Source organism: Marinomonas piezotolerans, from assembly GCF_003362755.1.
Classification (GTDB): Bacteria; Pseudomonadota; Gammaproteobacteria; order Pseudomonadales; family Marinomonadaceae; genus Marinomonas; species Marinomonas piezotolerans.
Window position 1 is genome coordinate 27,516 of the sequence record NZ_QKRA01000005.1, and the last position, 24,284, is coordinate 51,799.

Below are 24,284 nucleotides of genomic sequence, written 5' to 3' on the forward strand. Positions count from 1 at the left end.
TATTATTTGCCCTCCGCAGCTTTAACAACTTGTTCAGCTGCGTCTTTCAGACTTGTTGCAGCGATGATGTCTAGGCCAGAATTAGCAAGAACTTCACGGCCTTTCTCTGCGTTTGTACCTTCAAGACGTACAACAACTGGCACTTTAACACCAACTTGCTCTACCGCTCCGATAATACCTTCTGCGATCATGTCACAACGAACGATACCACCAAAGATGTTAACCAATACCGCTTTAACATTGCTGTCAGAAAGGATGATTTTGAATGCTTCTGCTACACGCTCTTTCGTCGCGCCGCCACCTACGTCTAGGAAGTTGGCTGGCTTGCCGCCGTGTAGGTTTACGATGTCCATAGTACCCATTGCTAGGCCTGCACCGTTTACCATGCAACCAACGTTACCGTCTAGTGCAACGTAGTTAAGCTCCCATTGAGCCGCATGTGCTTCACGCTCATCTTCTTGAGACGGATCGTGGAACTCCTGCATTTTTTTCTGACGGTAAACAGCGTTGCTATCGATGTTGATCTTACCGTCAAGGCAGTGAAGATTACCTTCATCAGTAATTACTAGAGGGTTGATTTCTAGTAGTGCGAAGTCGTTGTCGTGGAACATTTGAGACAAACCAAGGAAGATCTTAGTGAACTGCTTGATTTGAGTTGGGTTTAAGCCCATTTTGAACGCCATTTCGCGCGCTTGGTAAGGCTGAGCACCAACCAATGGATCGATTTCTGCTTTGTGGATTAGCTCAGGAGTTTCCTCAGCTACTTTCTCGATCTCAACGCCACCTTCAGTAGACGCCATAAATACAACGCGACGTGTAGAACGGTCTACTACTGCACCTAGGTACAATTCGTTAGCGATGTCTGTGCATGACTCAACCAAGATCTTAGCAACAGGCTGACCGTTTTCGTCAGTTTGATACGTTACAAGGTTCTTACCTAACCAGTTTGCAGCGAATGCAGATACTTCTTCGTGAGAATCTACAAGCTTAACGCCGCCTGCTTTACCACGACCACCAGCATGCACTTGAGCTTTAACAACCCACTTGTCACCACCAATTTTCTTCGCTGCTTCCACGGCCTCTTCTGGCGTGTCTACTGCGTACCCTTTAGATACTGGCAGGCCATATTCAGCGAAAAGCTGTTTAGCCTGATATTCATGTAGGTTCATTTAATTATTCCGCTCATCTTAATGATTGACATAAGCTCTGTCCGTAGACAGATATGCCGACGTACGTCGGCAAATCGAATTTCTTTATTTACGCTTGCGGTTAGCTACGTGAATAGCGTGACCGTCTACAGCTAACGCTGCTTCATGCACAGCTTCACTTACCGTTGGGTGAGCAAATACTGTTAGCGCAATATCTTCTGCAGTGGAGCCGAACTCCATAGCGATCACTGCCTGAGCAATTAGATCTGCTGCATGACCACCAATGATATGGCAACCTAAGATACGATCAGTTTCTTCACAGGCAATCATCTTAACGAAACCATCGGTATCGTTAGCTGCCATAGCTCGGCCAGATGCTGCAAATGGGAACTTACCCACTTTGTATTTCACGCCTTCTGCTTTCAATTGCTGTTCGTTCTTACCTACCCAAGCAAGCTCTGGGTGCGTGTAGATAACAGATGGAATGCAGTCGTAGTTCATTTGCGCTTTGTGACCAGCGATAATGTCTGCAACCATTACACCTTCTTCAGATGCTTTATGCGCAAGCATTGGGCCACGAACAATGTCACCGATTGCGTAAACGCCTGGTACATTTGTTTTACATTGATCATCAACAAAAACAAAACCACGCTCATCAAGGTTCACACCTGAATCTGCTGCAAGACAACCATCGGTAAATGGCTTACGACCTACTGCAACGATAAGCTTGTCAAACGTTTGTTTTTGCTCTTCGCCTTTCGCATCAAGGAAGGTTACTTCTACTTCATCGCCCTTCACTTCGCTGCCCGTTACGCGAGCGCCGACGCGAATATCAAGGCCTTGCTTCTTAAAGATTTTACCAGCTTCTTTCGCTAGATCTTGGTCACAAAGACTTAAGAACTGATCTTGTGCTTCTAAAACCACTACCTCAGAGCCCAAGCGATTCCAAACAGAGCCAAGCTCCAAACCGATAACACCTGCACCAATTACACCAAGGCGCTTAGGCACTTCACGGAAATCCAGCGCGCCTTCGTTATCAACAATGATATCGCCGGTGCGTGGAGCCGGTGGGATGTTTACAGGAACTGAGCCAGTCGCCAAAATAACGTTGTCCGCTTCAAACGTCTCAACTTTGCCGTCATGCGCCGTAAACTCTACTTTCTTATTCGCTAGCAGCTTACCAAAGCCTTCAAAGCTCTTTACACCGTTTGCCTTGAACAAACCAGTAATACCGCTAGTCAATTGATTTACGATGTTATCTTTACGATCAACCATCGCATTAACATCCATTGATACATCGCTTACACCAATACCATGAGTTGAAAACTCATCTTTTGCATCGTGGTATTTGTGAGAAGAGTCCAATAGAGCTTTAGAAGGGATACAACCTACGTTTAGACATGTACCACCAAGGCGAGGCTTGTCGTTCTTATCTAGCCATTTCTCGATACATGCTACGTTAAGACCCAACTGCGCTGCACGAATTGCAGCGACGTAGCCACCTGGGCCACCACCGATTACGATAACATCAAATTTATTAGACATAGGATTATCCATAGTTGTTTGTTGGGGCGTTGTGCGCCCCAACAAGTTTCACTCATACACCTAAAAGTGGGTGCAAATACTTAGATTTCAAGCAGCAGACGTGCTGGATCTTCTAGTAAATCCTTGATGGTAACAAGGAACTGCACCGCTTCTTTACCGTCGATCATACGGTGATCGTATGAAAGAGCTAAGTACATCATAGGCTGGATCACAACCTGACCATCAACAGCCATAGGACGCTCTTGAATCTTGTGCATACCCAAAATAGCTGTTTGAGGTGGGTTCAAAATAGGCGTCGACATTAATGAGCCAAAGATACCACCGTTTGTGATGGTAAACGTACCGCCTTGCATATCGTCCATACCAAGCTTGCCATCACGGCCGCGTACTGCGAAGTCCATAATATTGGATTCGATGTCCGCAAGCCCCATCGCTTCGGTGTTACGAAGAACAGGTACCATTAAGCCACGGTTAGTTGACACTGCCACACCGATATCTTGGTAACCATGGTAAACCATATCGTTACCATCAATAGAAGCATTGACTGCAGGATAGCGCTTGAGTGCTTCTGTAGCCGCTTTTACAAAGAACGACATAAAGCCAAGTTTGGTGCCATTATGAGTCTTTTGGAACAAATCTTTGTACTTTTTACGAAGCTCCATGACAGGGCCCATGTTTACTTCGTTGTACGTTGTTAGCATCGCTGCCGTTTGCTGAGCTTCAACAAGACGTTTAGCAATGGTTGCGCGAAGACGCGTCATAGGAACGCGTTTTTCAACACGACCGTCTGCACCCAACGCAGGCATAGATGCTGCTGGCGCAGGTGCCGCAGCTGGAGCAGAAGCAGGTTTGTTTTTAGAGGCTGCTTCAACGTCTTCCTTAGTGATTCGACCGCCTTTACCTGTTCCTTTTACTTGAGAAGCAGATAAACCTGCTTCAGCAAGCGCTTTACGCGCTGCAGGGCCAGCAACACCATCTTCATCGCTTGACTCTTCAGATGCTGCCGCTTGAGATGCTTCAGCAGGTGCGTCAGATGAACTTGCTTCTCCACCCACAGCAAAGTTTGCAAGAACTTCTTCACTTAGTACTGTATCGCCTTCAGCTTTAACAATATCTGCGATTACGCCGTCTGCTGGTGCGACCACTTCAAGAACGACTTTGTCCGTTTCAATGTCAACAATATGGTCGTCGCGCTTACACGCTTCACCAGGTTGTTTATGCCACGCTGCAACCGTACCATCCGCAACAGACTCAGGGAAAGTCGGTGCTTTCACTTGTACAGTCTCTTTGGCTTTTGATTCAGATGCCGGAGCGGCTTCTTTTTTCGGCGCAGACTCTGCAGGCTTCTCAGACGCTGAAGCACCTGAATCAAATACCGCAAGTACTTCTTCACTTAGTACGATATCGCCTTCCGCTTTTTTAATTTCTTTTAGAACGCCGTCCGCAGGTGCGACAACTTCTAAAACAACTTTATCAGTTTCAATATCAACAATATGCTCATCGCGTTTACACGCTTCACCTGGTTGTTTGTGCCAAGTTGCAACAGTTCCGTCCGCTACAGACTCTGGAAAAGTAGGTGCTTTGATTTCGATACTCATTTTTTACCCTTATCTCTGACAGGCAATGGTGCTAGCCGACAATTGCGTCGTTAACCAGCGCTTCTTGTTCTTCAACGTGTACAGACATGTAACCAGCAGCAGGTGCAGCTGACGAAATACGTCCAGCAAAACGAATTTTCAACTGTGGATACAATTTCTCTAGTACACGATTCATACGGTGACGGTTTGCATGCCAAGCACCTTGGTTCTTAGGTTCTTCTTGACACCAAACTAGCTCTTCAACATTTTTGTACGGTTCCAACGCAGCTTCAAAGTCTGCATATGGGAACGGGTACAATTGCTCAAGACGGACAATAGCAACATCTTCTTTTTCTAGTTCTTCGCGACGGTTATAAAGGTCGTAGTAAACTTTGCCACTACAGATTACAACGCGCTTAACTTTTTCAGGCTGGATGCTTTCTAATGACTCAGGCAAAACTGTTTTAAAGCTACCTTCAGATAAATCTTCCAATGTAGACACTGCTTGCTTGTGACGTAGCAGGCTCTTCGGAGACATAATGACCAATGGACGTCGCATCGGGCGAATCGCTTGTCGGCGCAATATGTGGAAAATTTGCGAAGGCGTAGTCGGTACACATACTTGGATATTGTACTCTGCACACAACTGCATGAAGCGCTCTAGGCGTGCAGAGGAATGCTCTGGTCCTTGCCCTTCATAACCGTGCGGCAGCAGCATAGTCAAACCACACAAGCGGCCCCATTTATGCTCACCACTCGTAATGAACTGGTCTATAACGACTTGAGCGCCGTTTGCAAAATCCCCGAACTGAGCTTCCCAAATAACCAAACCTTTCGGTGAAGTAGTTGAGTAACCATATTCAAAAGCCAGAACAGCTTCTTCTGAAAGATAAGAATCATACAGATCAAGCTTAGGTTGATCTTCCGATATGTGTTTCAGAGGGATGTAAGTACTACCATCTTTTTGACTGTGTACTACAGCATGGCGATGAGAGAACGTACCGCGACCTGAGTCTTGACCTGTGATACGAATTGGGTAGCCTTGCTCAAGCAACGTACCGAACGCTAGTGTTTCTGCGTATCCCCAATTCAAAGGCATAGCACCCGCTGTCATTTTATTACGATCTTCATAGATCTTCATAACCTGACGCTGAACAACCACACCATCAGGAACAGTCGTTAACTTCTTAGCAACTTCCTGAAGCTTCGCAAGTGGATAAGACGTATCACCTGCGTCTGTCCATTCGACCCCTAAATAAGGTTTCCAATCAACAAATAACTCAGAATTCGACTCTAAAACGAGGCTTTTCGCGACATGGCGACCGTTATCAAGATCTGCGCGGTTTTCGTTAACTAACTGGTCCGAGTCCTCTTGTGTCAAGACTCCTTCACTAACAAGCTGATCTGCGTACTTTGTACGAGTCGTTTTTAGCTTGCTAATAATCTTGTACATTAGCGGCTGTGTGCCCGAAGGTTCGTCAGTCTCGTTGTGACCACGGCGACGGTAACAAACTAAGTCGATTACGATGTCGCGACCGAATTCATAACGGTAATCCAACGCTAATTGCGTAACAAATAAAACAGCTTCTGGATCATCACCATTCACGTGAATAATCGGCGCTTGAATCATCTTAGCGACGTCAGTTGCGTACTCTGTCGAGCGAGCGTCTTCTTGACGGTTTGTCGTAAAACCAACCTGGTTATTAACGACGATATGTACCGTACCACCAGTGCGATATGCGCGTGTTTGAGACATCTGGAATGTCTCCATAACAACACCCTGCCCCGCGAACGCGGCATCACCATGGATAGAAATCGGTACGACTGTTTTACCAGTTTTATCTTCACGTCGATCTTGACGAGCCCGTACTGACCCTTCGACAACTGGCGATACGATTTCAAGGTGGGAAGGGTTAAACGCAAGAACCGTGTGTACCTCACCGCCCGCCGTCATAACATTGGACGAGAAACCTTGGTGATACTTCACGTCACCAGACGTATTCACCAGTTTCTTACCTTCGAACTCGTCGAAGAGATCCTGTGGGTTCTTACCTAGCGTATTCACCAACACGTTTAATCGACCACGGTGAGCCATGCCAATCACAACTTCCTTGGCACCAAGGGCACCAGATCGCTGGATAAGTTCATTCACCATAGGAATCAAACTCTCACCACCTTCCAAACCAAAGCGCTTCGCACCTGGGTAACGGCTAGCAAGATATTTCTCTAGGCCTTCAGCAGCAGTCAATCGCTCTAATAAAGCTTTACGTGTTTCTGGTGAGTACTCTGGACGAGAGCGTACAGACTCAACACGTTGCTGCAACCAAGCTTTCTCTTGGGTGTCAACAATGTGCATAAACTCGTAGCCAATAGAGCCGCAGTACGTCTTCTCTAACTCAGACACGATATCTTTTAGCGGCATCGTATCTTGATTAAAGAATAACGACCCAGTTTTAAACTGAGTGTCTAGATCTGCGCCTGTAAGCTGGTGATAACCTAAATCCAGATCAGCAACCCTATCGCGCTTTTGTAGGCCCAGAGGGTCCAAACTCGAGTGCTGATGACCGCGAACGCGGTAGGCATTGATTAGCTGAAGGACATTGATTTGTTTTTGCTCATGTTCTGAGCTGGCTGCGGGACCTGTAGCAACAGGAACATTGCGGAACTTGTTTTTACCAAGCTCTAAGAATTGTTGTTGAATAACAGAGTGTGGGAGATCAGTTGACTGCGACTCACTTATTCTAGGCAACTGGTCAAAACATTTCCGCCATTCTTCGGATACTGAGTTGGGGTCAACTAAGTAGCTTTCAAACAGCCCCTCAACGTATTCAAGGTTGCCCCCTGAAAAGTGAGAAGTGCTCCATAGCAACTCCATCAAACTTTCGTGCATTCTCGATCACCCTTTTATGTTCGAGCTAGCTATCACAAAACGCGATAACTCATGTTTTGTCTTGCTGACTACATCTAAATCGATAAAAGCCAGATTATTTTTTCTTTCACCTTACTACACACAAACAGCCCTATTCTAAAGCACTAAAAAGATTGCTTTTAGTGTAAAAACAGCACTAATTGTGTTTTTTTCGAGGTCTAAACGAGTTTAGCCACGAAACATTAAAATTCTGCACAGTATAGTTTTAGTTCTCGGGTTTGTGCGAGAGAACGCAAAATGGCGACAATGAACAAATCAAAGTCGCCTTTCTGCAAATCAACTCATGCATTTGTATGCATAATGCAATGGTCTATCCATCAGGTAGCACGCTGTAAAAGCATAGAACGGATACTACCGATTGCCTTTGTAGGGTTTAACCCTTTTGGACAAACGTTGACACAGTTCATGATACCGTGACAACGGAAGACACTGAATGGGTCATCCAAATCACCTAGTCGCTCTTGCGTTGCAGTATCGCGGCTATCGGCAAGGAAACGATATGCTTGAAGTAAACCGGACGGACCAACAAACTTATCTGGATTCCACCAGAAAGAAGGACACGCCGTTGAACAACAAGCACATAGAATGCACTCGTATAGTCCATCAAGTTTTTCACGATCTTCAGGACTCTGGAGACGCTCGATAGCTGGTGCTGGAGTATCGTTAATCAAGAAAGGTTTGATTTTCTCATACTGTTTATAGAACTGCCCCATATCTACGACAAGATCACGTACTACTGGTAGGCCAGGTAGTGGACGCAGCACTAGTTTATTACCTTTTGCAGCAACAGACACTGGAGTAATACAAGCCAAGCCATTTTTTCCGGACATATTCATGCCGTCTGAGCCACATACGCCTTCTCGGCATGAGCGTCGGTAGGATATGCTTGGGTCTTTTGCTTTCAAAAGGTTCAGAACATCAAGCACCATCAGGTCCTTACCTGCTGGTAGCTCAATTTCATAATCCTGCATGTAAGGAGCGTCGTCCTTCTCAGGATTGTAACGATAGATACTAACTAACATTGACATAACTCCTTAGTATGAACGCACTTTTGGTGGGAAAGCTTCCATAGTTTTAGGCGCGAAATTGACATCTCGCTTGGTCACTTTCTTATCAGCTGGATGGAATAATGAGTGTTTTAGCCAATTCTCATCATCACGTTCAGTAAAGTCATTACGTGCATGAGCACCGCGACTCTCTTTACGGAACTCCGCAGGGATTGCCGTAGCCTCTGCAACCTCTAGCAAGTTCTCAAGCTCAAGTGCCTCAATACGCGCTGTATTGAAAGCCTGACTCTTATCTTCAAGATGCAAATTTTCTACGCGCTTACGAATCTCTTTAAGCTGCTCTAGACCTTTTTGCATAGAATCACCTTCACGGAATACCCCGAAGTACAGCTGCATCACTTTCTGCAACTCATCTCGGACCTCAGCAACTGACTCACCGCCCGTAGTACTGTTCAAGCGGTTTAATCGAGCCATGGCTTTGTCGATATCAGTATCCGTAGCATCCAAAGATTCGAAACCTTCGTCCAAGGATTTTTTAACTTGCAAACCAACTGCACGACCAAATACCACCAAGTCTAGTAGCGAGTTGCCACCAAGACGGTTAGCTCCGTGAACGGACACACATGCTATTTCACCACATGCATACAATCCAGGAATAACTTGGTCTTCGCCAGCTTCATTTTGCGTCAACGCTTGCCCGCCAACATTCGTTGGTACACCACCCATCATGTAATGACAAGTCGGAACAACTGGAATTGGCTCTTTAACTGGGTCTACGTGTGCAAAAGTACGTGACAACTCAAGAATCCCAGGCAGACGTTTATTTAAAGTATCTTCACCTAGATGGTCAAGCTTAAGCAGTACATGGTCGCCGTTTTCTCCACAACCACGTCCTTCTAGTATTTCAAGGATCATCGAACGCGCAACGACGTCGCGGCCCGCCAAATCTTTCGCGTTCGGAGCATAACGCTCCATGAAGCGCTCACCGTCTTTATTGATTAGGTAACCACCTTCACCACGACAACCTTCAGTTACAAGAGTACCTGCACCATATATACCAGTTGGGTGGAACTGCCACATTTCCATATCTTGCATCGGTACGCCAGCGCGAAGCGCCATACCGACACCGTCACCCGTGTTAATGTGCGCATTCGTAGTAGACTGGTATATACGGCCAGCACCACCTGTTGCAAGAACAGTCGCTTTCGCTTTCATGTAGACAGTTTCGCCTGTCTCTACACAAATCACTACAGCACCTACAACAGCTCCATCAGCATTTTTCACCAGATCCGTCGCATACCATTCGTTAAAGAATGTAGTGCCACCTTTAAGGTTTGCTTGATATAGAGTATGCAACAAAGCATGGCCAGTACGGTCTGCTGCCGCACAAGTTCTAGCTGCCTGACCACCTTTACCAAAGTCTTTAGACTGACCACCGAAAGGTCGCTGATAGATACGACCATTTTCCTTACGTGAGAAAGGCAGCCCCATATGTTCAAGTTCAAATACAGCTTGAGGGCCAACTGAACACATATATTCGATTGCGTCTTGGTCACCGATGTAATCTGACCCCTTAACGGTGTCATACATGTGCCAGCGCCAATCATCATTAGGGTCTTCACTTGCTATTGCACAAGTAATACCACCTTGTGCTGAAACAGTATGTGAGCGGGTTGGAAACACCTTAGTGACACATGCTGTATTTAAACCAGACTCCGTCAACTGAAGGGCTGCACGCATACCTGCACCGCCGCCGCCAATAACAATGGCATCAAAAGAGATTGTACGAATATTAGCCATTACTTATAGCCCCCAAAGAACCTGAACACCCCAAACAACATAGATGAACATCACCAAGCCGCATAGAGATTGAAAGAAGAAACGAACACCAGTGGCTTTTAGATAGTCAGTAGAAATAGACCACAAGCCAATCCATGAGTGAATACCGATAGACAACAACGTCAGCAAGCTAAATACACGCATCGCTGTAGATTCAAATAACGCGCTCCACTGATCGTATGTTAGATCAGGATTCAATAGCAAATATCCGATAATGAAGATGCTATAGGCGGACAATACAACCGCTGATATACGCTGCATCATCCAATCATAAAGACCTGATCGGCCAAAACTAGTAATTTGAGTTACCATACCCACACCCCTACTAATAGAATCAGAACAACTGCGATCACGATATTCGCTTTTGCAGCCATGCGGCCACTTTCAAGTTCTTCAAAATGCCCCAAGTCCATAAACAAGTGCTTTACACCTGCCACGAAGTGGTACATCAACGCGGACACAACTCCCCAGATTATAAATTTCGCAAGAAAATTGTTTTGCAATGTATCTACAACCTGGTCAAAGCCTGCTTGAGAAGACAAAGATTTATCGAACGCATAAAACAGAAATGCTAACCCTACAAAAAGAATGATTCCTGTTATACGGTGGAGGATTGAGACAATTGCGGTTACTGGCATTGATATTGTAGAAATATCAAGATTGACTGGTCTTTTTTTGTTCACGACTCTTTACACCACTTTGTTGATTGAATGGTCAATCAGACCCAAGTTCTATTCTTCTAACGCCAACTTGGCAGTTAGATTACATAGGCCAACATGAAAATCGCATCGATTTGCAAACGACTACGGTATAACGTTCGACTCAAACCTTATAAATAGCATCGGCAAATCAATGAAATCATCGGTGGGCAATTATAGACTAGGGGAAAAACCTAAGACAAATAGACTAGAGCAGGGGTTTACAATGATCACCATTCATAAAATGAATAGGGTCATAAGCCAAAGCAATAATGGTAGAAAGCCACATATTGACCATAATTCAGTTATAAAATTTAATTGTTAAAATTCAATCACTTAATTTTACATGGAACAATTAGAGTAAATCGCTGCCTAACGGTTTTGTAGTTAAATTACAAAGAATTCCAAGGAAACTTTCATCAACCAAGAATTTCGGCGCATTGACTTTATTACCTGTAAGACAGTATTTTTTCCGCACCTTCTGGGCCAGGAGAGTTAAACTCAAGACTCTTTGCCCGGACCAGAGTACGAAGGAGACCAAAAATGGCTGACAAAAAAGCTCACTTAACAGTAGACGGTATCGACCAACCTATCGAACTACCTGTTTTATCAGGCACTGCCGGACAAGATGTAATTGACGTTAGAGGCTTAGGTGCCAGCGGCGTCTTTACTTATGACCCAGGCTTTATGTCTACTGGCTCATGTGAATCTGCAATCACCTTTATCGATGGTGAAGCAGGAGTACTTCTACACCGAGGCTACAAAATTGCAGACTTAGCAGAGAACTCAAGCTATCTCGAGACCTGTTACTTACTCCTATACGGAGAGCTCCCTTCTGCAGAGCAAGCGAAAGAATTTGAAGATACTGTCAAGAATCACACTATGGTATCTGAGTCCATGCAGAAGTTTTTGGACGGCTTCCGTAATGATGCCCACCCAATGGCGGTAATGGTTGGTTTAGTCGGCGCTTTATCAGCATTTTATCAAGACCATATGGACATCAACGATCCTAAGCACCGCGAGATCGCAGCTTTCCGTTTAATTTCAAAAATGCCAACGCTCGCAGCGATGTGTTACAAGTACTCAAAAGGTCAACCGACCATGTACCCTCGTAACGATATGAGCTATGCCGAAAACTTCTTACATATGATGTTCGCGACACCTTGCGAAGATTACAAAGTAAACCCAGTATTTGCTAAAGCAATGGATCGCATTTTTATCTTGCACGCAGATCATGAGCAAAACGCTTCAACCTCAACCGTTCGCTTAGCAGGCTCATCAGGCGCCAACCCGTTTGCTTGTATTGCTGCAGGTATAGCAACACTTTGGGGACCAGCCCACGGTGGAGCGAACGAAGCGGTTCTAACCATGCTGGAAGAAATTGGCGATGAATCCAATATCGATGAGTTTATTGCCAAAGCAAAAGACAAGAATGACCCTTTCCGTCTAATGGGCTTCGGCCACCGTGTCTATAAAAACTTTGACCCACGTGCAAAAGTAATGCGCGAAACATGTGATCAAGTGTTAGCAGAGTTAGGCCAAGCCAATGACCCCATGCTAAAAATCGCAAAACGTTTAGAGCAAATTGCACTAGAAGACCCATACTTCGTGGAACGCAAGCTCTACCCTAACGTAGACTTTTACTCTGGCATCATTATGAAGGCCATTGGTATTCCAACGTCTATGTTTACAGTGATTTTTGCCATGTCGCGAACAATCGGTTGGATCTCACATTGGAACGAAATGATCAGTGGTCCTTACAAAATAGGTCGCCCACGTCAGCTATATGTGGGCCACACTGAGCGCGAATACCCTACTAAGAAGTAATCGCCCACAACTAAAAAAGGCGACCGCATGAAGCGGTCGCCTTTTTATTATTCTTAATGCCTAGTGACACACAACAGCTACTACAGCAAACTCACTCTTCGTCCTCGTAGACTATCTCGGTAATCACTTGAGAACCACACTTCACACATTCACCTTCAATCCAAATACGGTGATCGGATTCGAACTCTTTAGGGTTTTTCATCCCCAAGTCCATCTCCATACAATTATTGCACCAAGTTTGAGCTAAGAAATCGCTCTGCTCTGCGTCTGGACGAGCGAAAAAATCACGCTGAGTCGGCGTCTCTTCGATATTATTTGTCATCACTACTTACCTTTATACTGAAACATTTCTACACGATTCGCATCGGGGTCTAATGCGCTTAAGGATACAGGAGATAACACCGAATTTAACGCTATACTGTTTTTGAAAATCTCAATTGTTCCATCCAACTGCAACGAAAACTCAACAATATCGCTTTGTATTTGAGTCACATGCGCCTCCCTCACGACCCCAACTGAAATTAAATAGTTTTTTAAACGCTCCAGTGCCGAATAATTCTCCACTCCTGATACCCTGATAGCGAACTGCTTCGAGCTCCCAGGTGATCGAATCGATGCATAACGCTGGGAAAGCAAGAGTGCTAACTGCTCACTAACTTGCTTCATGACCAAAGACTCTTCGGCACCGGTTAAAGAGATGCGCTGGACACCCACCGTAGGAATAAGAAGCACACCATCAACCGTAATATTGGTGCCGTATTGCCCCATCCGCATAGCAAATACAACATCCGTTTGATAACGCTGGCTTGCAGACAAAATATCCTCTTCGAAAAAACCCCATAGCGCGCTAGAACCTAATGCTTGCTTGTCATGATCATCAATTAATGGCGCATAAGTGGGCAACCCTAACTTTTTGCTTTGAACAAAAAAGTTACTTAGTGCATTACTTGGTTGCTTCGCACCAGCCATCTCTCGGACTCCAGCGGTATCTTGGACAAGCCAGACCAAAATGCTAGGCCGATTACTCCCCCAGACAGGCAAATTATTACTGAATAAAAAACGGTTAATCGACTCACGATAAAACGAAACGTTAACTTGTTTCGCAGTCTCAATTTCACCGTCAAACTCTACGAGATTAGGAAGTGTTGTAACGGTATGTTGTGCAACCCACCCACTAACATTTTCATGCGCAGCCTCAAGGACTCGACCATCCAGTGATTCAGCCTGCCCCGACACTCGAACTAACACTTCGTCAACAGCTTGGTTAAAGGCTTGTTTTAGTAAGCTCGGCTCATCTAATCGAGCGGGTAACTGAACTGATGCACTATATAAATTAGCTACCGTAACGGCGTGCAGTGACATCGAGCCAAAGAATAGCCAAGTAAATAAAAAAATATGTCTTAAAATCATAGCATTTCCCTTAGTAATCCCCCTATTCTACTTTCTTCTCTGCAAAGAACCATAGCCCTTATCTTTCACTGTGTTAAAATGCCGCTTTTCCCACTCCATGGTAATAGGGCATAGGCAATGACCGAATCGAATAAAACCTCGATTAGCTATAAAGACGCAGGCGTAGATATCAATGCTGGCAATGAGCTTGTTGAACGTATTAAAGGTGTAAGCAAAAAAACACGCCGTCCTGAAGTATTAGGCGGTTTAGGCGGCTTTGGAGCGCTTACTCGTTTACCTGAAAAATACAAAAAGCCGATTTTGGTCTCAGGTACTGACGGTGTTGGCACAAAACTACGTTTGGCCATGGATTTAAATAAACACGACACAATTGGTATAGATTTGGTCGCTATGTGCGTGAACGACTTGGTCGTAGCCGGCGCAGAACCACTATTATTCTTGGATTATTATGCGACTGGTAAGCTAGATATCGATGTTGCTGCAGATGTGGTAACGGGTATTGGTGAAGGCTGCTTACAATCTGGATGTGCTTTGGTTGGCGGCGAAACAGCTGAAATGCCAGGCATGTACCACGACGGTGATTACGACCTAGCTGGGTTTTGTGTTGGTGTTGTTGAAGAAGACAACATTATTGACGGCACAAAAGTCAAAGAAGGGAACACGCTTATTGCTCTGGGCTCATCTGGCCCGCATTCAAATGGCTACTCTCTAATTCGTAAAATTCTCGAAGTAAGCGATGCCAACCTTGATGAAATGATCGATGGTGTTGCGCTGAAGGATGCCTTGATGGCCCCTACAAAAATATACGTCAAATCGATTCTAAAATTAATGGAAAGCACTACCGTTAATGCACTAGCCCATATTACTGGCGGTGGATTGCTAGAAAATATTCCTAGAGTACTTCCAGACGACGCTGCTGCATACATTGACGCAGGTAGCTGGACTCGACCTGCTGTGTTTAACTGGCTTCAACAAAAAGGCAATGTTGAACAAGAAGAGATGTACCGAGTACTAAATTGCGGTGTTGGCATGGTCTTGTGTGTCAACCCAGAAGATGCTGATAAAGCCATCGACATTCTTAAAGCTGAGGGCGAGGATGCTTGGGTTATCGGTGAAATTAAAGCGAAATCAGATAAAGAAGTTGTTATTTCTGACCTTGAGGCGACTGCATGAGCTTCCCCGTCGTTGTTCTGATTTCTGGCAGCGGCAGCAACTTGCAAGCTTTGATTGATCAAAGCTTGCAAGGAGTACTTAATATAGATATTCGCGCTGTTATTAGCAATAAAGCATCTGCATACGGTTTGCAGCGCGCAGAGCAATCTGGCATAGCAACACACGCCCTTAGTCATAAAGACTTTGAAACGCGTGAAGCGTTCGATCAAGCATTAGCCACTGTGATTGATTCATATCAGCCCAAGCTGATTATTTTAGCTGGGTTCATGCGCATCCTTAGCGAGGACTTTACGCGTAGGTACGAAGGCATGATGTTAAATATCCACCCTTCACTTTTGCCTAAATTTAAAGGTTTGAATACTCACCAACGCGCTATCGATGCGAAAGAAAGTGAACATGGTGTCTCAGTACATTTTGTAAGTGCTGAACTTGACGCTGGAGCTGTTGTCTTACAGGCGAGCACTGCAATTGATGAAAATGAGACCGCCGAATCGCTTGCGAATAAGGTTCACACTCTAGAACATATTATTTACCCGTTGACCGTTAAGTGGTTTAGTACAGGAAGACTTGAACTTAACAGCGGCATAGCTTACCTTGATGGTGCGCCTCTCCCAATATCAGGGGTGCGCTACCAACCAGAATTAAGTTAGCGATAGGAAGTACTAACATGGGCATGATCAGAAAATTATTACTAGCTCTACTAATTATTCAGATTACGCCCACGTTAGCGGCATCTAGTGCTTCTTTTATCCCGCCTTATGAAGCGACTTACAGCACTATATGGGAAAAAGGTGTTAGCTTTAGAGTAGAAGGCACACAAACCCTTACCAAAAAAAACACCAATGATTGGCACTTCGAGTTTTCAGCAGACACCCTACTCGCCAGTCTCAGTGAATCCGTTTCTTTCCATACCACCAATGATTCAATTCGCCCACACAAATATCATTATAAATCTCGCGTACTGAACAAAACACGTGAAGCCGAACTCACGTTTAACTGGAAGAATATGACGGTACGCAATGACGTAGACAGCAAACCTTGGACGATGCCTATCACTCAGAACACTGTTGATCGCCTTGGACTGCAATTACAGGTTCGCTATGATCTGATACAAGGAAAACAGAATCTAAAATATGATGTAGCAGACGGCGGCAAGATAAAACATTATCGTTTTAAAAAAGGTAAAACAGAGCACATTGATACAAAGTTAGGAAAACTGAAAGTCATCAAGGTCATTCGAACAGATAATATGACTGATGATAGACAATCCTATTTTTGGTTTGCGCCTGAAAAGAACTACTTACTCGTTAAGATGGTTCATAATGAAGATGGTGAATCCTATACACTTGACTTAGAAAAAGTCTCCCCGCTCTAAAGTAGTTGACCTACAGAATTAATATTCTCAAATGCTTCATCACAGTTACCGTAAAAACGACTCGTTTGACATCCATAAGAACGATAAAACTTCATCACCCCATAATGTTCTGTTTGCTTAAGATAGGAACTTAGATACTCAACAGCTTTTTTAGGGACAATAGCATGTAATGGCTGTGGCCCTGAATTGGTCTCGATATAGGTTATCAGGTCAGGTTCAGCAGACGCCTTCTCTATCAGATTTTGAAGCGCTACCAACGGCGTATTGGGCGCATCACAAGGCAAAAGCAAAAGGTGTGAACTAGACGTGGCCTGACCTACGGTAAGCAACCCAGCTAACGGCCCTTTTTCCCTCACACTCAAGAGGTCTGAAAAAACATCCCTAGAATAAGATTGGTATTGTGTTGCGTTCCGGTTAGAGCTAATCATCACATGCTCTGTAAACTCTTGAGCCATATAGATCATATAGGATACTAAGGGATGGCCTTTGTAACGTTGTAACCCTTTATCAACTCCCCCCATGCGAACTGCACCACCGCCCGCCAGTATGACTGCCGTGAGATCTAGTGCGCTTTGCTTCATCTACACATTAACCTTCTATAAAAAAGCGCATAATCCCAGATTGAGACTACGCGCTTGTCATTCTAACCGCTGAACTAATCAACTGCGTGTAGACATTATTCTACAACTTCTTTTTGAATCATCAATGCAAGAGACAATCGATCTCTCACCTCAAGCTTCTTAAAAATAGCCGTTAAATGCGCCTTAATTGTCCTCTCGGTGACATCTAACTCGGTCGCAATACGCTTGTTTGAAAATCCTTGAGCCACAAACAATGCCACTGATCTTTCACGATCAGACAGTGATTCCAAACTGTCTCCCGCATAACTGGAAGACTGATAACCCTTCGCATTTTGCTCAATTAATTGCTGAATGAAATCTTTTCCGCCCCATATCTCTCCCGCTTCAACAACCGATAGAACCAACTGCATTTGCTCTTTACCAATATACGGAGCACATTGACCGTTAACCCCCATAGAGAGCATACGCAGTGCTGCAGACTGACTACGACGATTTGGAAAAGCGACAAGTTTAATACTCGGAAAACGCTCTCTCAGTATTACTGTATCCTCAACCATTCGAGCAAATTCGGTATCGCCTAAATATACGAAGCAATAGCCAAACTCGCCATTGTTTAACCGTGACTCTGTTTCCTCAAAGCTGTTTGTACGAATCGGCTGAATATCGGAGGCTAAGATCTGTTGCCAATGATCCCACACTGATTCATTTGTATTCCAGCACAATATTTTCACAACTCGCCTCATTTATGCATCGCTACCCACATTTTAATGTGGATAAAATTTGCCTAACGTTAAGTTTTGTAAATCCAGACAGTGAAAGAAAAAAGAATTGTAACTAACGTTCTCGCAAGGCATTTTGTTTCGCTTTCAATATGGGTTTAAGCAGGTAATCAAGCAATGTCTTTTTACCTGTAATGACATCCACGGTCGCCTGCATCCCAGGGATAATAGGCAAAGGGGCGTCCTCCGTACCCAAGAAACTCTTATCAGTCCGAACCCTGACAAGGTAAAAACTATTCCCCTCTTCATCGACTATAGTATCGGCTGAAATATTCTCTACTCTAGCGTGAAGACCTCCAAATATTGCAAAATCGTACGCACTCAACTTAACCACAGCCTCTAGATCAGGCTTTATAAAACCGATGTCTTCTGGACGAACTTTCGCTTCAATTAACAGAGACTCTTCAATAGGTACAATTTCCAGCAAATTCATACCTGGTTTGATAACTCCACCAACCGTGTTTATCTGTATCTGTTTCACAATACCACGCACAGGAGAACGCACTTGGGTACGCTTCACTTTATCTTCTAACGACACACTCGCTTCGCGAATCTTATCTAACTCTGATCGAACTTTAGTGAGATCTTCTTGAGCTTCAGCTCTGAACTTCGCATTACTTTCTTCTAACTTAGTTTGAGCCTCTCGCAAAGAAGATCGAGCACGAGGCAGTGCCAACTGGGTAGCTTCCAGCTCACCTTGAAGCTGATTTACTTCCCGCTGTAATTGCAACAACTCAACTCGAGACACTGCACCCTGCTCAAAAGCTGGTTTAGTCAGAGATAATTCCTCTTCTGCGAGCTCAACACTGCCTCTCAGGTTAGATAACTTGGCTTCCTGCTCAACAATTTCTTGTTTCTTCTGCTCTATTTGTTGCTCAAATACGGACTGATTCGCTCTCAGTGAGGCAAGACGATCTTCATAAAGGTCCATTTCACGGTCAACAATTTGCGGGTATTCGTTGCGCATGACTTCGTCAAAAACAGGAGGATTACCATTCGCTTCTGCGGTTAGACGAACACCTCTCACTCGCATATTCATTTCTTCTACCTGCTGCTCACGCAGAGAAGATAGTGCTTCGGTATTTTCTATTGTCATCAGCAGCTGATTCTTATCAACTGTTTGACCAATATGGGTATTTATTTCTTTTAGTATTCCACCCTCTAGATTCTGGATAACTTGCACTTGGCTGGAAGGAATCACTTTACCCTCTCCGACCGTTACCTCATCAAGTGACGCGTAATTAGCCCATACGAGTGCGGCAGAAATAAAAATGAAAATAGACCAAAGAATAATTCGACCACCACGGGGGGTTTTTAACATCAACGCTGCATTTCGATCACTTAAAAAATCAAGGTCGGATTGGGCAACAGTGTTACGCGCTTTTGATTCCTGCATAATTAGCTTACCTTCAACTTACCTTGACGAAGTGCCTCAAAGACCTGTTCTTTTGGCCCGTCTGCAACCATTCTTCCATTATCCATAACGATAATTCGATCCACCAAATCAAGCATAGACGACTTATGCGTAATCAATATCAGTGTTTTCTCTGAAATAGCTTCGGCTAAGCGCCGCTTCATACGGGCCTCAGTAGTGTTGTCCATCGATGCCGTAGGCTCATCTAAAATCAAAATATTAGGATCAAACAGTAACGCCCTCGCAATAGCGACGCTTTGTCGCTGCCCTCCAGACAACAAAGCTCCACGTTCACCTACAATGCTATCCAACCCTGAAGGTCTTCGGTTCGCAAACTCTGACACCCCCGATAAATCTGCTGCCCTTATAATGGCCTCATCTTCAATATACGGAACACCCAACGTAATATTTTCTTTGATCGAACCATAAAAGAGCGTGACATCTTGCGAGACCGAACCGACGTTACGACGTAGATCCGTGGGATTGACTTGGCGAATATCAACACCATCGATTCGAATAGCGCCATCCATTGGGCTATACAAGCCCGTCATCATTTTGCCGATAGTAGATTTACCTGAGCCAATTCGCCCAATAATGGCAACTTTTTCTTTGGGGGCAATTTTAAAACTGATATCACTTACAGCCGCTTGCTCTTGATCTGGGTAAGCAAAACTCACGGTATCAAACTCAAATTGCCCATCAAATTTGGATCGATGCACATACTTGACCTCATCAGGCTGCTCTACCGGTGAGTTCATGATTTCGTTTAAAGCCGTAAACGCAGACTTAGCTTGGTTGTAGCGAGTTGCTAACGCAGCGACTTGAGCCATGGGGCCGAGCGCGCGCCCTGTCAACATCACACAGGCGATAAGTGCCCCCATGCTCATTTCTCGCTCAGATATTTGATATACACCCACAATAACCATGATCACGGTAGTAAGTTGCTGAGCAACCATAGCAAACGATGAACAAGACTGGGCAAGTTGGCGAGTTTTAATCCCCCAATCAGCGATATTTCCTACTGCGCTCTCCCAATGCTGCTGTAAAACACCTTGGGCATTATTTAATTTCACGCTTTCAGCGTTCGACAAGCTTTCAATCAACACTGCATTCTTTTGAGACGCTGTTTTTTGCCCCTCTTCAACGGATTTTCGCAAAGGAATCTGAATAATAAGCGAATATATAATAATCAGCGCAATAGTGACTAAAGGAATGTAGCCTACCGGACCACCTATCATCCAAATAACGGCGACGATCAAAAACATGAATGGGATATCTACCAATGTAGTGATCGATGCAGAAGTAATGAAATCCCGAATGCTCTCAAATTCTTGCAGGTTTTTAGCGAAGGCACCCACTGATTTTGGCCTAGCAGCCATGGTGATATTATTCACTTTTGAGAAAATCGAAGCGGACACTAAGATATCTGATTTTTTACCAGCGACATCAATAAAGTAAGCCCTCAACGTCCGCAGTAAAAAATCAAATAAATAGACTACGCACGCGCCAACCGCTAAAACCCATAAAGTGTCAAAAGCATTGTTTGGCACCACCCTATCGTAGACGTTCATTACGAATAGCGGACTCGCGACAGCAAAAATATTAATCAACAATGAAGCAATAAAAACATCACGATAGATTCGCCATGAAGAATTGATCGTCCCCCAAAACCAATGCCCTTTTTTTCGCTTTTCATCAGAACTGGAGCGTGATCTTTTGTCAAAACGATATTGCGGACGAACAAAAAAACAATACCCGTTATAGCTGTCAATCAGGTCATCCAAAGGTAAATACAGCTCACCTTCCCCTGATTCTGGCCGGAAAATTTTAGCAACACGCTGTTTTTCATCAACCTCAAGTAGCACACACGCTTGCTTATCTTTAAGTAGCAATACGACCGGAAGCACTAAATCTGGAATTTTATCTATCGATCGTTTTAAAAAGCGGGATTTAAGACCAATATGATTGGATGCCCTTAGAAAAAGATCAGGGGTCATACTATCAGCTGACTTTGGCAAGCCAGCAGCAATACCATCCGCCGTGTACGGATTGTCGTAGTACTTGCTCAGCAGAATTAAGCAGTCTAACAATGGATCAGGATACTCAATTTTAGTCGGATCGACTTCCCACTGAGAAGCCGATTCTGCTGGCGCTTCGTTCAAGCTTTTACTCGTTTTCTCAGCTACCGAGTCTTGGCTTAACGCCTCACTTGACTTGTCTGATGTCACATCGGTCGCTTGACTATCTTTTTTGGGAGATGTGCCGTAATTGTCTGAAGCACTTTTTTTAGAATCCATATGACTTCGTTACTCGGTATTAGCTTCTAAAAGAAACAAAGGTGTCTCACGCTTTGGAAATGAAAGATTGCTTTATAAATCATTTCCAACCATTTAAACCAGGTATTTACCTACCTGAGCTGGTGAAATCGCGTGTATCATCCCTTACTCTGCTTATGTTGATTGTTTTTGAAGAATTCTATTCTTACACTATAACAGTACAAGCAATATGTTATCGAAATTAAAATACGATTTTTACGAATCAATTGCCTTAACAGACTACAGTAAACCTATATAAAAAACGTTACTATTGTCCAATATGGATTTTAACTCTACTACATCCGCGAGGAAGCAACCATGTTATATGCTAAGGTCGACCAAAATGGTGACATTGTTGATGTTGCAACTCAACAGTCTGATGAATACTCACTGCTTGTTGCGCCAGACAACCCAATAGTCGCTCAGATCATCGAGTCCAAGTTAGACCAACGTTCATCTCAAGAGCTACTTGATTCATCTGATCAAAACATGATGCGTGTGCTAGAAGACTTAGTGGATCTGCTTTCTGAGAAACGAATTATACAGTTCACTGAGCTACCTCTTGCAGCACAGAAAAAGCTATTAAGCCGTAAATGGGTTCGTGGAATCCATAGTGGTCAAAATGATTCTCTCATTTCCGAGAACGAACTGGACGATGACGCTTTAATCTAGGATGGATGACGCTTTAATCTAGGATGTTGGTTTACCGTCAAATTCCACCGGACGACCGATACCAAAACCTTGAAGTCCGCTGATATCAAACCCTTTCAATATCGCGACCTGTTCCGATGTTTCCACTCCTGTTGCAATCACTTCGATATTCAAGCTATTGAACATTTTACAAAGTGTGTGCATAAAGAACGATTCAGACTCTTTACCAACGGCAAGCTTAGTATAAGACGGATCTACTTTTACATAATCAGGCATTAGCGTCTGTAAGTATTGAAAAGCGGAAAACTGCTTGCCGACATTGTCGATTCCAAGCTTAACCTTATGAGTTTTAAGCGTTTGAGCCAGCACAAAAGAATGATCTTCAGATGAGAGTACACTCTGCTCTGAAATTTCAAACGCAAGCCGTTGCTTAACTGTATCAGGAGTACTGGTCAATAATTTATCCAACCAGCTAACGAAAGAGAGCTTAGCGTAAGCGGACGCCGATAAATTTACTGCAAAAATCCCATCTCCTGAACTTGATGACACCGCCTCAATCACACGCTGAATAATGACCTGATCAACCTGCTCACCCAAATCGAACTGCTCCGCTAGGCCAATAAAGTAACCTGCGTGATACTGTTTTCCTTGATAATCTAAGCTTGCATACAACTCATGCTGCATAGCGCTATTAAGTTCATCTACTGACACCACCACTTGTTTTCTTAACGTGAAGCTATGTTGATCGATTGCATACTCCAGCATCCGCTTCCACTCTAAACGGCCAATAGCCATTTGCTGGCCCGCTTCATTGTCAAATACTTTAGCAATATTTGAACCTTCCATTTTAGCCGAGCGTAGAGCGGCGTCTGTTTGCGCAATCGCATTTGAACGATCTACGTCTTCATCTATCAGTACTGCACCAATGTTAGCCACAGCTTCTGAATAACTCGTACGAGATCCAGCCAATTCTTTTAGACCTTCCATCATGTCATCTACGACACTCTGCAAGCCGTCAATGTCGATGTTCGGTATTAGCGCAACAAAATCCGCACCACTCATACGAGCGACTGTCGCCGAAGAATAACGCGTCAGAATGCTATCTGATATAACATCGGCCGCACTCCGAATGAAATTATCGGCGGCTTCGTAACCTCTTTCGTTATTCAGCTTTGCGAGGTCGAGTAGATTCACTAACACCAGCCCATCAAATGATCGATCAGTGTCGTCAAAATGAGCCTTTGCTTGGCTCTCAAAGAAGTTTCGATTACCCAAGCCACTCACAGGGTCTTTAAATGCCTTTGCTTGTAACCATTGTGCGGCTTGAGCTTCCGCTGCAAATTCTTTTTCTAATTTTTCAGCCATCCTATTCATCGATAGCACAACAGACTTGAGTTCTCTCGTTTTTGGCAAGTCACTCATGCGCACAAATCGACGCTGCTGTATTGCCTCAGCTTGTTTCTCGACCTGAGAAAGAGGCTTAAACAACCACCGAAGTGCGACACCACCCAGCACTACAGAAATGAAACCAATAAAAATAAACGACAGAAAAAGATCTCTCGTTGCCTGCCAAAGCTGATAGTAACCAAACCCTGCACTGCCCGTTACGTAGACTTGCCCCATCTCCGTCCACCCGTTTGAGACAACCGCACTGGCAGTTGGAACTTCAAAATCTATTAAACCAATAAACCAATCTGGCACACCGGTAATTTTTGTCTCGTTCGTCCTTACAATATTATTATCAGTTGCATAGACCTTTATTCGAACTTTGGAGAAGTACCCACTGTCAAAGACTGCGTTGACGCTACTTTCAACAGAAGCATAATCCTCTAATGCCATATAATCTGAAATCTGCATACTCAGAGTTGTTGCAGAGTCTTGTGTTGTTGATCGCAATTGATTAACTAAATAATCTTTCGTAGTTTGGAAGTTAATCGCCATTACCACCGTCAATACCAGCGATAGGAGCAGCACTACTGTTAATAAAAGCTGTCGAAATAAGGTCACGTATTGTCT

20 protein-coding genes are annotated in these 24,284 nt (G+C 44.2%); 5 read left to right on the top strand and 15 right to left on the bottom strand.

Translation table 11 applies throughout. The annotated features are described in order from the left end of the window. Positions 1 to 2 precede the first annotated feature (2 nt). From sucC to sdhC, 8 genes are all read right to left on the bottom strand, one after another. Entirely contained in the window at positions 3 to 1,169 is a 1,167-nt protein-coding gene (sucC, locus tag DN730_RS11605; RefSeq protein ID WP_115468308.1) for an ADP-forming succinate--CoA ligase subunit beta, read from the bottom strand. Positions 1,170 to 1,253: 84 nt separating this feature from the next. After that, positions 1,254 to 2,693, bottom strand: a complete 1,440-nt coding sequence (lpdA, locus tag DN730_RS11610; RefSeq protein WP_115468309.1) for a dihydrolipoyl dehydrogenase — start codon at positions 2,691 to 2,693, stop codon at positions 1,254 to 1,256. Between the two features lie 80 nt (positions 2,694 to 2,773). Then, positions 2,774 to 4,291, bottom strand: a complete 1,518-nt coding sequence (gene odhB / locus DN730_RS11615) for a 2-oxoglutarate dehydrogenase complex dihydrolipoyllysine-residue succinyltransferase (protein ID WP_115468310.1) — start codon at positions 4,289 to 4,291, stop codon at positions 2,774 to 2,776. A 31-nt stretch (positions 4,292 to 4,322) separates the two neighbouring features. Next, positions 4,323 to 7,160 (bottom strand): 2-oxoglutarate dehydrogenase E1 component, encoded by a 2,838-nt coding sequence (locus DN730_RS11620; protein WP_115468311.1) that lies wholly within the window; start codon positions 7,158 to 7,160, stop codon positions 4,323 to 4,325. A 356-nt stretch (positions 7,161 to 7,516) separates the two neighbouring features. Next, entirely contained in the window at positions 7,517 to 8,221 is a 705-nt protein-coding gene (locus tag DN730_RS11625; protein WP_115468312.1) for a succinate dehydrogenase iron-sulfur subunit, read from the bottom strand. Positions 8,222 to 8,233: 12 nt separating this feature from the next. After that, positions 8,234 to 10,006 carry a succinate dehydrogenase flavoprotein subunit gene (gene sdhA, locus DN730_RS11630; protein WP_115468313.1) on the bottom strand — a complete coding sequence of 591 codons (1,773 nt, stop codon included), beginning with the start codon at positions 10,004 to 10,006 and terminating at the stop codon, positions 8,234 to 8,236. A 3-nt stretch (positions 10,007 to 10,009) separates the two neighbouring features. After that, positions 10,010 to 10,357: a succinate dehydrogenase, hydrophobic membrane anchor protein gene (gene sdhD / locus DN730_RS11635; protein ID WP_115468314.1), complete on the bottom strand. Its 348-nt coding sequence runs from the start codon at positions 10,355 to 10,357 to the stop codon at positions 10,010 to 10,012. After that, the gene (gene sdhC, locus DN730_RS11640) at positions 10,351 to 10,728 is read right to left on the bottom strand and encodes a succinate dehydrogenase, cytochrome b556 subunit (protein WP_115468315.1); all 378 of its coding nucleotides are present in this window, start codon (positions 10,726 to 10,728) and stop codon (positions 10,351 to 10,353) included. Before sdhC ends, sdhD begins: the two co-directional genes overlap by 7 nt. Before the next feature lie 558 nt (positions 10,729 to 11,286). Between sdhC and gltA the strand changes: the two genes are divergently transcribed. Further along, on the top strand, positions 11,287 to 12,570 hold the full coding sequence (gltA, locus tag DN730_RS11645; RefSeq protein ID WP_115468316.1) for a citrate synthase: 1,284 nt from the start codon (positions 11,287 to 11,289) through the stop codon (positions 12,568 to 12,570). A gap of 91 nt (positions 12,571 to 12,661) precedes the next feature. Here the strand turns inward: gltA and DN730_RS11650 are convergent, their stop codons facing one another. Both DN730_RS11650 and DN730_RS11655 read right to left on the bottom strand, forming a co-directional pair. Continuing rightward, positions 12,662 to 12,892, bottom strand: coding sequence for a hypothetical protein (locus DN730_RS11650; protein ID WP_115468317.1), 231 nt, complete (start codon positions 12,890 to 12,892; stop codon positions 12,662 to 12,664). A 2-nt stretch (positions 12,893 to 12,894) separates the two neighbouring features. Then, positions 12,895 to 13,980 (bottom strand): DUF2066 domain-containing protein, encoded by a 1,086-nt coding sequence (locus tag DN730_RS11655; protein WP_115468318.1) that lies wholly within the window; start codon positions 13,978 to 13,980, stop codon positions 12,895 to 12,897. 117 nt (positions 13,981 to 14,097) lie between these two features. Between DN730_RS11655 and purM the strand changes: the two genes are divergently transcribed. The 3 genes from purM to DN730_RS11670 are packed head-to-tail and all read left to right on the top strand — an operon-like array spanning position 14,098 to position 16,528. Further along, positions 14,098 to 15,153: a phosphoribosylformylglycinamidine cyclo-ligase gene (purM, locus tag DN730_RS11660; RefSeq protein WP_115468319.1), complete on the top strand. Its 1,056-nt coding sequence runs from the start codon at positions 14,098 to 14,100 to the stop codon at positions 15,151 to 15,153. Continuing rightward, positions 15,150 to 15,803: a phosphoribosylglycinamide formyltransferase gene (gene purN, locus DN730_RS11665; RefSeq protein WP_115468320.1), complete on the top strand. Its 654-nt coding sequence runs from the start codon at positions 15,150 to 15,152 to the stop codon at positions 15,801 to 15,803. Before purM ends, purN begins: the two co-directional genes overlap by 4 nt. A 17-nt stretch (positions 15,804 to 15,820) precedes the next feature. Next, positions 15,821 to 16,528 (top strand): DUF3108 domain-containing protein, encoded by a 708-nt coding sequence (locus tag DN730_RS11670; RefSeq protein ID WP_115468321.1) that lies wholly within the window; start codon positions 15,821 to 15,823, stop codon positions 16,526 to 16,528. Here DN730_RS11670 and DN730_RS11675 read toward each other — a convergent pair. The 4 genes from DN730_RS11675 to DN730_RS11690 all read right to left on the bottom strand — a co-directional run bounded on the left by DN730_RS11675 (position 16,525) and on the right by DN730_RS11690 (position 21,599). Then, complete coding sequence (locus tag DN730_RS11675; protein WP_115468322.1) at positions 16,525 to 17,109, bottom strand: NTP transferase domain-containing protein; 585 nt, start codon at positions 17,107 to 17,109, stop codon at positions 16,525 to 16,527. The genes DN730_RS11670 and DN730_RS11675 overlap by 4 nt on opposite strands. Before the next feature lie 95 nt (positions 17,110 to 17,204). Next, the gene (locus DN730_RS11680) at positions 17,205 to 17,840 is read right to left on the bottom strand and encodes a response regulator transcription factor (protein WP_115468323.1); all 636 of its coding nucleotides are present in this window, start codon (positions 17,838 to 17,840) and stop codon (positions 17,205 to 17,207) included. 103 nt (positions 17,841 to 17,943) lie between these two features. Continuing rightward, positions 17,944 to 19,284 (bottom strand): HlyD family type I secretion periplasmic adaptor subunit, encoded by a 1,341-nt coding sequence (locus DN730_RS11685; protein WP_115468324.1) that lies wholly within the window; start codon positions 19,282 to 19,284, stop codon positions 17,944 to 17,946. A gap of 2 nt (positions 19,285 to 19,286) precedes the next feature. Continuing rightward, the gene (locus DN730_RS11690) at positions 19,287 to 21,599 is read right to left on the bottom strand and encodes a type I secretion system permease/ATPase (protein ID WP_115468325.1); all 2,313 of its coding nucleotides are present in this window, start codon (positions 21,597 to 21,599) and stop codon (positions 19,287 to 19,289) included. Positions 21,600 to 21,935: 336 nt separating this feature from the next. Here DN730_RS11690 and DN730_RS11695 point away from each other — a divergent pair, with 336 nt between their 5' ends. After that, positions 21,936 to 22,289 carry a hypothetical protein gene (locus DN730_RS11695; RefSeq protein ID WP_115468326.1) on the top strand — a complete coding sequence of 118 codons (354 nt, stop codon included), beginning with the start codon at positions 21,936 to 21,938 and terminating at the stop codon, positions 22,287 to 22,289. Between the two features lie 18 nt (positions 22,290 to 22,307). Here the strand turns inward: DN730_RS11695 and DN730_RS11700 are convergent, their stop codons facing one another. Further along, positions 22,308 to 24,275, bottom strand: a complete 1,968-nt coding sequence (locus tag DN730_RS11700; protein ID WP_115468327.1) for a bifunctional diguanylate cyclase/phosphodiesterase — start codon at positions 24,273 to 24,275, stop codon at positions 22,308 to 22,310. Between the last annotated feature and the right edge of the window lie 9 nt (positions 24,276 to 24,284).